This window comes from Leucobacter sp. cx-42 (genome assembly GCF_014529985.1).
GTDB lineage: Bacteria > Actinomycetota > Actinomycetes > Actinomycetales > Microbacteriaceae > Leucobacter.
On sequence record NZ_JACVMU010000012.1, the window covers coordinates 36,395 to 47,437 of the forward strand.

Annotated in this window: 8 protein-coding genes; 2 read left to right on the forward strand and 6 right to left on the reverse strand. The window is 63.5% G+C overall.

The genetic code is table 11. From position 1 onward, the window contains the following. Nucleotides 1-11: 11 nt before the first annotated feature. Complete coding sequence (locus ICM05_RS11260; RefSeq protein WP_251364650.1) at nucleotides 12-1,307, forward strand: nicotinate phosphoribosyltransferase; 1,296 nt, start codon at nucleotides 12-14, stop codon at nucleotides 1,305-1,307. Between the two features lie 27 nt (nucleotides 1,308-1,334). On the opposite strand, the gene ICM05_RS11265 is transcribed toward ICM05_RS11260, so the two are convergent. The 4 genes from ICM05_RS11265 to ICM05_RS11280 form a co-directional block, all read right to left on the reverse strand. Further along, nucleotides 1,335-1,607 (reverse strand): DUF3039 domain-containing protein, encoded by a 273-nt coding sequence (locus ICM05_RS11265; protein WP_188024730.1) that lies wholly within the window; start codon nucleotides 1,605-1,607, stop codon nucleotides 1,335-1,337. A gap of 97 nt (nucleotides 1,608-1,704) precedes the next feature. Further along, nucleotides 1,705-3,279, reverse strand: coding sequence for a hypothetical protein (locus ICM05_RS11270; RefSeq protein ID WP_188024731.1), 1,575 nt, complete (start codon nucleotides 3,277-3,279; stop codon nucleotides 1,705-1,707). Beyond that, nucleotides 3,249-4,322, reverse strand: a complete 1,074-nt coding sequence (locus tag ICM05_RS11275) for an ABC transporter ATP-binding protein (protein WP_353055895.1) — start codon at nucleotides 4,320-4,322, stop codon at nucleotides 3,249-3,251. Before ICM05_RS11275 ends, ICM05_RS11270 begins: the two co-directional genes overlap by 31 nt. Before the next feature lie 64 nt (nucleotides 4,323-4,386). Further along, entirely contained in the window at nucleotides 4,387-5,694 is a 1,308-nt protein-coding gene (locus ICM05_RS11280) for a CDP-glycerol glycerophosphotransferase family protein (protein WP_251364645.1), read from the reverse strand. A 38-nt stretch (nucleotides 5,695-5,732) separates the two neighbouring features. Between ICM05_RS11280 and ICM05_RS11285 the strand changes: the two genes are divergently transcribed. Then, nucleotides 5,733-6,785 (forward strand): glycosyltransferase family 2 protein, encoded by a 1,053-nt coding sequence (locus tag ICM05_RS11285; protein ID WP_353055896.1) that lies wholly within the window; start codon nucleotides 5,733-5,735, stop codon nucleotides 6,783-6,785. 73 nt (nucleotides 6,786-6,858) lie between these two features. On the opposite strand, the gene ICM05_RS11290 is transcribed toward ICM05_RS11285, so the two are convergent. Continuing rightward, a complete protein-coding gene (locus tag ICM05_RS11290; protein ID WP_188024732.1) occupies nucleotides 6,859-9,252 on the reverse strand; it encodes a CDP-glycerol glycerophosphotransferase family protein in 2,394 nt (797 codons plus the stop codon). Nucleotides 9,253-9,348: 96 nt separating this feature from the next. Beyond that, a complete protein-coding gene (locus tag ICM05_RS11295) occupies nucleotides 9,349-10,965 on the reverse strand; it encodes a S1C family serine protease (RefSeq protein ID WP_251364646.1) in 1,617 nt (538 codons plus the stop codon). Nucleotides 10,966-11,043: the final 78 nt, after the last annotated feature.

The window sequence follows — 11,043 nt, forward strand, 5'->3', positions numbered from 1 at the left end:
ACGAACTCACGATGGTTGATGCGGCGCTTCGCAATGGCACCGCTCACCGCCAGAGCGTCTTTGAGCTGTTTGCGCGCCGCCTCTCCGGCGCCCGTCGATACGGCGTTGTTGCCGGCATCGGCCGTCTGCTCGAAGCGATCGAACAGTTCCGTTTTCATGACGCAGAGCTTGAGTTCCTTCGCCGCGAAAACATCGCCAGCGAAGAGACACTCAACTGGCTCGCCAACTACCGCTTCAGCGGCGACATCTGGGGGTATCCCGAGGGCGAAGTTTTCTTCCCTGGTTCGCCGCTGCTCACCGTCGAATCCACATTCGCAGAGGGCGTAGTACTTGAGACGCTTGCACTCTCGATCCTCAACGCTGACTCTGCAGTCGCAACCGCGGCATCACGCATGACCAACGCAGCACACGGCAAGCCGCTTGCTGAGATGGGTTCGCGCCGCACGGGCGAGTACAGCGCTGTCGCTGCAGCCCGTGCCGCATACATCGCAGGCTTCGGCGCCACCTCCAACCTTGAGGCTGGCCGCACATACGGCATCCCGACGATGGGAACCGCAGCACACAGCTTTACACTGCTCCACGACAGCGAGCGTGAGGCATTCGAAGCCCAGATTGCAGCGTTCGGAGTCGATACAACCTTGCTCGTCGACACCTACGACATCGAGCAGGGTGTCCGCACAGCAATCGAGGTTGCCGGCACCGGCCTTGGCGCCGTACGCATCGACTCCGGTGACCTCCCGGTGGTCGTCGCACGCGTCCGCAACCTGCTCGATAGCCTGGGCGCGACACGTACGAAGATCACGGTCACGAACGACCTCGACGAGCACACCGTCGCAGCGCTCGCGCACTCTCCGGTCGACGCATTCGGCGTCGGCACCTCCGTCGTCGTCGGTTCCGGCACCCCAACCATGGGTATGGTCTACAAGTTGGTTTCGCGTCAGGGAGACGACGGCGAATGGGTCTCAGTTGCGAAGAAGAGCGCAGACAAGGCAACCGTCGGCGGCCGCAAGTCTGTGCGCCGCACCTTTGACGCGAAAGGGCATGCAAACGCCGAGCTCATCTTTGCGAGCAGCGACCCTGCAGAGCAGCACGGCTCGCACGCGAGCGAAGATGCACGAGCATCGGGGGTCTCAGGCCGTGACGTGCTCGTACCGCTCATGCGCGACGGCGTCATTGCAGCTGGCCACACCGGCCAGGAAGGCATCGCGCTCGCGCGCGAGCGACACGTTGCGAGCGTCGCAGAGCTCCCGCTGGTGGCTATGAGCCTCACACGAGGAGACCCCGCCATCCCTACCGAATACCGGTAAAGCGCGGGGTCTCTGCGAGGGGGTGCGTTACTTGCGCATTCCCTCGTACACCTTCTTGCAGTCTGGGCACACCGGGAACTTCTCGGGATCACGCGAGGGCGTCCACTTCTTTCCGCAGAGCGCACGCACGGGCTTGCCAGTTACTGCCGATTCCAGGATTTTGTCCTTCGGAACGTAGTGCGAAAACCGCTCGTGATCGCCGTCTTCAATCTGCGAGTCCTCGAGCAGCTTCTCGAGTTCACGGTCGAGGACGTCGACCCCTCCTGCAGGCTCAGATTCACGTCGCGTAAAGATTCCCATAGCTGGCATTCTACCGCGCAAACCAAAAGCCGGCTGAGTCAATCCAAGACCCAGCCGGCTTTTGGTTTGCCGTACGCTCTGACGACGGCAACGTGAACTAGTCAAACATCTGCGTTGCCGCAATGAGTTCAGGGCCGCGGCGGTTGAACACCGCGCCACCGAGCAATACGCCGGCAACAAGCACAAGCAAGCCGAAGCCGAGACCTACGACGAGCGCGAGAATGTTCCAGCCGAGCTCAGGCACTGCAATTGCGTACCCCGACAGCAGCACCGGCACCAGTGACAGCACCGCAGCAATCACCATCGAGACCGTCTGCGCAGTGCCAGAGCCAGAGCCAGACCACTGCGGCTGTGCGAACGGGCTCTCGCCAGGACGGGTAGCCGGATACGGCATCAGGGCAGAGAAGACGCTCGAAACGCCACTCGCGACCCACAGCACGCCAAGGTTCATTCCAATCAGCGCAGGCAATACGCGCCAGTCACCAATGATCGTCGCGGTAATGCTCGATCCGATCACCGCGATGGGGACGCCAAACATGAGCACGGGAGCGAGCCTGCCCCAGCGATCCGCACGACCGTCAACACCGCTCGCGACGTGCTCCCAGATTGCGGTCGAGTCCATTGCAACGTCGTTGTGCAGTGACCAGCCAAAGAGGAGCATCAACACAGGCAACGGGATAACCGCGAGCACGCGAATATCTGCGCCAGCAACCCAGAACGCGAGGAGCATCACGATCGGTGCGATCGGGATTGCAAAGAGCGCTACGCGGTATCGCGGATCGCGCGCCCAGTAGGTCAGCTGACGTGCAGCGATTGCTGAGGCCGGGCGCGCTGCGAAGCGCTCGAACCAGCCGAGGCCACGTCGCGCACTCAGCACGTCGACCGGCGCTTCAAGCGAGACATGCGTCTTGGCAGCCACGAGGAACCACAGCGCACCAAGTACGAGCGTCGACCCGAACAAGACCGCGAGGTGCAGCAGCGCAGACATGGTCATGCCCGTTCCGAACATCGAGCTTGCGGTCAAGCCTGCGCCGAATGGGGTCCAGCCGAGCACGCGTGCAGCATCCTCAAGCATCTGCGCTTCTTCGGGACGGAACACCGTTGCGAACGCGAAAGCGATCACCGGGACAATCGCGACCAACAGGACAACGCCGATGAGTCGCACGGTGCCTTCGATCCGCGCACTCACCCAAAGCTTGGAAAGTCCAGCGGTCAGTCGCGCACTCACCAAAACGAACAGCGCCATGAGCACACCAGCGAGCGGTACGCCCCAGACAGGACCGACGGTCCACAGCGGGCGAGTGCTCAGCAGCGTCACCAGCCACACGAGGAAGGTAAAGAACGGCCAGGTCACGACGCCGGTGGCAAGCATCCCCCAAGCGATAGAACGCGCGCTGACCGGGTAAGACGTGAACTGACGCACGTCGAGCATGCGGCGCGAGTCAAAGAACGGCACGGCAAACGTAGCGATCAGCAGAATCGAACCGACAAGCACGTCGATCGTGTCGCGGACGACGATATCGTTCACAACAAGCAACGGCAGCAGCGCAAGCAGCACCGCAGCCGCGAAACCGAGGGCGAGGCGGATCGCCGCGCGAACGACGTGACCGCCAGAACCGCGGAAGATTCCGCCGAGCAGTGCTACTCGGAGTCGGAAGAGCCTTGCAGCCACTCGAGCCCCTTCTCCTCTTCGCGCTCGCCGGTAAGCGAGCGGAACCGCTCTTCCAGGCTCATGCCGTCGCGGACCTCATCAACGGTGCCCTGTGCGATAACTGCACCGTCAACGATGATTGCGACATGGTCACAGACGCGCTGGATCAGGTCCAGGCTGTGACTCGACATCACGACACTGCCGCCGCCGGCAACGTACTTCTCAAGAATCTCGGTGAGGTTCGCTGCCGAAACCGGGTCAATCGCTTCGAACGGCTCATCAAGCACGAGCACCTGCGGCGCGTGAATCATCGAGCACGCCAGCGCGATCTTTTTCTGCATGCCGGCCGAGTAATCGGACACGAGACGCGTAAGCGCCGAGTCAAGACCAAATGCGCGAGCGAGCTCAGCGCCGCGCTTTGCCACGTCAGCTTCGGGGACGCCGTGCAGCACACCGCAGTAATACAGCAGCTGGGCACCGGTCAGGCGATCGAACAGACGCAAGCGGTCGGGCAGCGTACCGATGAGACGTTTTGCAGCAGGCCCATCGGCCCATACGTCAACATCGCTGACCGTCACACGACCCGACGAGGGGCGCAGCAGGCCACTGATCATCGAGAGCGTCGTCGTCTTACCAGCACCGTTCGGGCCGACAAAGCCAGTGAACGAACCGGCGTGCACCTCAATTGAAACCTCACCCGCAGCGACGACCGAGCCGTACAGCTTGGTGAGCATCTCCGTGCGCAGCACAACCGGGTTCTGCGCGGCGATGCGGCCGCGCTCTCGGGCGCGAACAACTGAGGGAATCGGCACCTCGATGCGACCGGTGCGGGGCGCAGCGTGCGAGGTTGTTGCTTGAGCATCAGCTTCTTCTGGCGCCTTCGCGGTCACCTTCTCGGGCTCCGGCGCAGAGCGCTCAGGAGCCTCAGCCTGCGCTGCCGACGTGCGACTCGGTCGCACTCGCGGCGCAGGGGTCGAATTCACGTCGGAGTCGCTGGCGCCAGTGGGCGACACGTCTGGTTCAGACGCGCCATCGCTGGTCGCAGAAGAGGAATCGTGCTGCACGCTAATAATCTACCAAACGTTAATCGTCGCGACCGGTCGACTCACAGGAGTCGATGCCGTCACGTTACTTTTCAGTTTCGGACGAAGTTCCGAGCGCGGTTTCGGACACCGTGCCACCCTCGGCGCCCGACTGTGAGCCGTGCGCCGCAGCGTCAGCCGCATGATGCACAGCTGCCCGCTCCAAAAGCATGGCAATCGCCGCGTGGAATCGCCGGGTCGGCGCACCCTGCGTGGTGTCACCGAAGTATCGCTCAGACCAGACGCCGAGGCGCTCACGCGCGGTGTCATCGTTAATGACGCCGTCAAGCACGTCTGCAATCGATGAGGTCTGCGATGCATCAAGCCACTCGCACACGCTGAGGTAGCCGCCCTCGTCGACGGTTGCTTCCTCAGCGATCGGCCGGGTGACCATGAGCGGTTTGCCGGTTGCCAGACGGTCGTACACCATCGCCGAGATATCGCAGATCGCAACGTCAGGCACACGCAGCTGCCAGCCCAGAGCCGGAGCAGTGTCGTAGACGTGGTGAGCCGCAGGGTCGGCTTCGTTTGCCGCGGCGATCATCGCAATAATGCGCTTGTTCGCTGCACCAAAACTCTCGCTGACAACGCCACTGCGCGGGTGCGGGCGGTAGACCACGCGATGCTTGCCTGTTGCAAGGAGGCCACGCACGAGGTCTTCACCGTGCGATTCCACCGAGCCGTAGCTCGCAGCAGGGCGGTCACCTTCCCAGGTTGGCGAGTAAAGCACGACCGTGCGACCGTCTTCGGGGAAGGGCGGTTCGCCGTCGAAATAGTCAGCTTGTGGGCGACCAATTTCAATCGTGCGCGACTCGACGTCATAGTCCCACAGGGCGGCAGAGAGGCGGGCGCGTGCGGCCTGGCCAGCAACAAACGCATAGTCATACGTCTTGTATTGGTTGCTCGTCATGTACATCTTGTCGCTCTCACCGTGATTCACGAACACGTGCCAGCGTGAGCCGTAGCGCATCATCTGGAAGTTTCTCGTGTTCTGGTTCACGTAGAGGATGATGTCGAGCTGTTCCTGCTCGATAAAGCGTTCGATGTGCGTCACCTTGGGCACATGCACGACGTCGAGGCCACTTTCAGTGATGAGCTGACGCGCACCTGCAGTGTTGCGCGCGAGAACTACCACCGGCCAAGTCTTCGAGAGTTCGGCAAGCGGCGCGTACCACTGACGCATCTGGTAGATGTTCACGTCGCTGTCGGCGAAGTACACGCCGATGCGGTACTGACCTACGGGCAGCGGGCCACGCTCTTCAAGCAGCTTGCGCAACTCAAAGTGCGCCTTCCGTCCTTTGAGGACCCGCTTTGCGAGCTTGATTGCGCGCTTACTGTCTTTCGCCAACTGCATAAAGCAAGGATACCGGGCAGGTATGGGAAGATCGTGTTGTGAGCGCTGCCAATCCCCTCCCGGAGCTGCCCGAGCTTCCCGCTGTGAGCTACATCATGCCCGTCCTCAACGAGGAAGGCTTCCTTGAGGCCGCGGTCGAGACGATCCTCGCGCAGGACTATGACGGCGAAAAGGAGATCGTGCTTGCACTCGGGCCCTCTCGCGATGCCAGCAATGAGATTGCGGCGCGGATCGCAGGGCGTGATCCGCGAGTTGTCCTCGTCGACAACCCAGAACGGGATATTCCGGCCGGTCTCAACCACGCGATTCGCGCGAGTCGATTCCCCGTCGTCATTCGCGTGGATGCCCACTCGGAACTCACCCCTGACTACACTCGCGTCGCGATCGCTGCGCTGCGGGAAACCGGTGCCGCCAACGTCGGCGGCATCATGCGCGCGGCAGGGTCCACGCCCGTCCAGCGCGCAATTGCCCGCGGCTACAACAGCCCCTTCGGTCTCGGTGGCGGCGCCTACCACGGAGACGGTACCCCTGGCCCAGCAGAATCCGCGTACCTCGGCGTCTTCCGGCGTGACGTCCTTGAGCGTGTGGGCGGCTACGATCCCGCAATTCTGCGCGGTGAAGATTGGGAACTCAATCTTCGGATCCGCAACCTCGGCGAAACCATCTGGTTTGAACCCAAACTCGGCGTCACCTATTGGCCGCGAGCGAGCTTCGGCGCGCTCGCTCGCCAGTTCTTCGCAACCGGTAACTGGCGCGCTGTCCTCGTTCGCAAGTATGGCGGGGCAAACCCGTGGCGATTCTTCGCCCCGGGCACCCTCGTTATCGGTCTCGCGATCGGCCTCGTCACGCTGCTGCTGCAGGTGTGTGGCGTCATGCCATTTGCCTCAGCCTGGTCGATCTTGTGGGCACCGACCGCACTCTACGTGCTTGGCATCCTCTTTGCAGTGGCGCGGATCCCAGAACAGCGCGGGCTTCGCGACCGGTGGCTGACGGCCGTCACCCTCGTAACGATGCACACGTCTTGGGGCTCCGGATTCTTGCGCGGCATCGTGCTTGGCGGCGGCAAGGTCGTCGACCGGTCACGCATCTAGCGTTCACGGGAATCGGTGTTGCGCCGAGTGCGGATCGGCACGACACGCCTACTGACCCAGCAGGGACCCCGGACTAGCCGCGCAGACCGCGCACCACGAGCGAGTCAACCACGCGTTCCGCGGCACGGCCGTCGTCGAACGGCGTAAACTTCGTCCGCCATGCGTTCGCTCGTGCCGCGTACTCTCGGCGCCACGCTGCAGTTTCACCAGCTGTGCCAAGCTCGAGCGCGTGCGCCACAACCGAGGTACGCGAGTCCAAGATTGGACCGGGCGCCTCGCGTTCAAAGTCGAACGTGAAGCCACGCTCACTGTCGCGGTATGCCGCGAGGTCGGGGGCAAAGAACAGCATGGGCGTGCGCGAGACCGCAGCGTCGAACATGACGGACGAGTAGTCGGTCACGAGCAGGTCGCACGCAAGCAGCGCGTCGTTGATGTCGGGATGGCGAGACACGTCGATCACGTTGCCGAGACCCTGCGTCGCATAGCCGCCAAGATCGTGCGTACGGGTGTGCCCGCGAGCAATGACCGTCCAACCATCGCCAAGCTCCTGCGCGAGCTTCACCACGTCGAGATCGTCACTCGGACCTACCTGCCGCTCACGCCACGTCGGCGCGTACAACAGTACGCGTGCGTCATCGCTGAGACCGAGGCTCTTGCGGGCCGCACTGCGGACGATTGGATTGATCTCTGCGTTGCCGTCGCGATCCACCATGACGGCCTGCGCGAGCCTGTCATCGCGCGGATATCCCGTCTCAAGCATTTCGCCCTTGAAGGCATAGTTCTTGCGGAACTGTTCCGTCGAGTGGGGATTTTGGGAGATCATCAGCGACCAACGAGCGCTCTCACGGCGGATCGCGATCCGCGTCCGAAGAGACACATTGGGCCGGCCAAGCGCGAGGTGCTTGAGCATCGTGCCGTGCCAGGTCTGCAGGACAACCTGGTTCCGCTGGCGCTTGAAGCCGAAACGCAGCCAGTCATTGACCACCAGGAACGCTGCGCGCTTGCGAGCCGCGTGCCACTCATGACCACCGACGAGCACGGGCACTGCGCCTGCTGGCACCGCCTGCTCCTCACTCGTGACGCTCCAGTAGCGAGGCACGGTCGGCAGACGATCCGCGATTTCACGGTCAATCGCGAGCGGGTTACAGCTCACCTGACGGCCATAGAACGACTCAAAGAACACCGCGTTCGCTGGTACGAGTTCGGCAGCGGGAGTATCGAGCTGCGCGATTGCGTCGAGGACACGGTGCGCGGATCCGCCGGCCGGGAACGCATGGAACCGGTGCGCGAGCGCCTTCGCCTGGCGAACTGCTTCCCAGTGCTCGCGACTACCGGGCTCGAGCAGACGGCCGAGACGTGCTTGCACCTCAGCCCAGGTCGTGTCGATGCGGCCGGAGGTCGTGACGTGCAATGGCTCGTACAAGCCGCGGGTCGCTTCGTAATGCGCGAGGTCAGGCGCAAACCAGACAATCGGACGGTGCATGAGCGAAAAGTCCACCGCGATTGAGGAGTAATCAGTGACGAGCAGGTCGAATGCACCGAGCAGCGGCGTGATGTCCCGGGCGTGCTCGCTCGACAGCAGGTGCACTCGATCACCGATGAGATGCGCGTACTCTCCCTCGCCGAGCGGGTGCGAGCGAATCACGAGGTGCGCGTCTGACCGCTCGAGTTGCGCGATGAGTTCAGCTGCTTCTGCCACGGTCGGGATCGCAGCGTCGGTCTCGCCGTCACGCCAGGTGGGCGCGTACATAATGATCGTGTCTGCGTCGGTGACGGCGCCGCCGAGGAGCGCGCACACTGCCCGCTTCGCGTCGGCCGCTCGCACGGGGTCTGCAGCCTGCCGCGCGAGCTGGTCGTCACGCGCATCGCCGAGCACCTGGACTTTGCCCGGCGGTACTCGGAACGCAGAGCGCATACGCTGCGCCGATTCGACGGATCCGGCAACGAAGAGCGATACCTGCTGTGTGCCGCGCAGGTACATGCGGCGCAGGACCGCGCGGAGCGGTGCCGGGCCGCTGAACGTCATGGTGACGGGCGAATCGAGATGGATGCGCTTCAGCGGAGCACCGTGCCAGAGCTGCACGACGAGCGCGCGGAATGGCGCGTATCGGTTCACATCGCCAAGACCGTGAGTGACGATGAGGTGACGAGCGCGGAGCGTCGTCCAGAACCCACGCCACGAGTCGCGTTGCAGCGGGATGAACCCTTCGGCTGCGGCGAGCGCGGTCTCAGTTTCTGCCCGGTCGCCTGCCGCGATCGACCAGAAGATTTCGGCGTGCGGATCGCGAAGCTTGAGTGCTCGCGCTACCTCAAGCGCTCCTTCTCCGACGCCAATGCCACTGCCGAACACCCAGCGGTCACGCTTGCGTGGCACGAACCAGGCGAACAGCCAGCCGAACGCGTATGCGGGGATCGAGAGCAGCTTGGCAAGGTTGCCCGTGGCGAAATGGAACCGGCTCTTGCTCATTTCACCAACTGTAGGGCATCTCGCTGGGGTGAACATGCCTGTGCGGCGGAACCGATTCGGTTCCGCCGCACAGGGTATTCATCGTGTTGCTTTTGGTTACCACTCAAGGCTTCCGAGTGTGGCCTCAACCTGTCCTGCAACACCGCCGCGCAGGTAGTCGATGGTCACCTTCTCGTTAGCGCCGTGGGTGCGAACCAGGGCAGAGACGGTAACACCGTCTGCTGCGGGCACACCATCAACCGCGGTCACAACGTCGCCGACCTTCAGGCCAGCCTTGGCAGCGGCACCGCCACGGACAACCTCAGCGATGAGGCCGCCTGCGGCCTGTGCATCGACGTCGGTGTCTGCGCTTGCGTCGAGCACGCTTGCGCCGAGCAGGCCGTAGGTGGGCTTTTCGCCTGCGATGATCTCGTCGGCGACGCGAACTGCCGCGTTTGCGGGGATCGCGAAGCCGAGGCCAGCGCTTCCCGCGGTGCCCTCGCTCGCGCCAGGCGATGCGATCGCGACGTTGATGCCGATGAGCTCACCAGCACCGTTGAGCAGCGCGCCACCCGAGTTACCCGGGTTGATGGATGCGTCCGTCTGAATCACCGGAAGCGTCACCGAACCGGTGGGCTGCTGCTCCTGGCTCTGCGAGTCGAAGCGGAAGTCCCACGGCGAGTTCGAGCCGTTGTCGTCCTGCTGCGCGTTCGGGTCGCTCGGGACGAGCGGGCTGCCGACGGTGATGCCACGGTTGAGTGCGCTGACAACACCGCTGGTGACGGTGTTCGAGAGGCTCATCGGTGCACCAATTGCGACGGCGAGGTCACCAACATTGACCTTGCTCGAGTCTGCGACCTTAATCGGGGTGAGTCCTTCTGGATCAACCTTGAGCACAGCGATATCGGTGTACGGCGCAGTACCAACGAGCTTCGCATCGCGGACGCTGCCGTCGTGCAGCTTCACCTGAACGGTCGGATTGCTCGTCGCACCATCAAGCAGGGCGACGTGGGCATTCGTGATGATGTAGCCCTCATCGCCGTAGATCACGCCCGAGCCGGAACCCGAAGCACCATCGCCCGAGACCAGCACGGTGACGACGCTCGGGGTCGCGACGAGCGCGACCTGCGTCACATCAGTCGCGGTCGAGGCGTTGTTCAGCGTGACCGCGCTCTGGTTGACCGCGGTCGCAGGATGCGAGTTCGCAGACACAATCGCTGCGACGCCGCCGCCAACGATGCCACCGAGCAGCGCACCAATCGCGAGGCCAACGAGCAGGACGTTGCCCTTGCTCTTCTCAGCGGACTTCTTGGGTTCTGCATTCAGGCCGAAGCTTGCGCCGCCCTCGCCACCGGTGGGCGGAACTGGCGGAACCTGGCCATGGTCGTGGCCAGCAGCGGGCGCGAGCACCTCGGTGACCTGCTGGGTCGGGTGCGCGGGCGCAGCGGGCGCTACGTGTGCGCTCGGAGCTACAGGCGCAGGGTAAGCGACTGGAACTGCGGGCATAGCCGGAGCTGCTGGCGCTACCGGTGCCGACGGTGCGACGTGCCCAACCGTGGGCGCGGGCGTAGCAGGCGCAGCCGGTGCAACAGGAGCACCCTGTGCGGCAGGCGCCACAGGGGCGGCAGGCGCTACGGGGGCAGCTGGGGTCGCAGCCGCAGCAGTCTCAACAGGGAGAGTCGAATCCGGCGTCGTCGTCGGAGTCGGCTGTTCAGATTCTGGGGTATTCGCCATGAGCGGTGTCCTTCTTGGTCTGTGGTGTCTCTAGCTTCTCGTGATTTCCTATGTTTTTGACGAACGAAACCTGCGAGC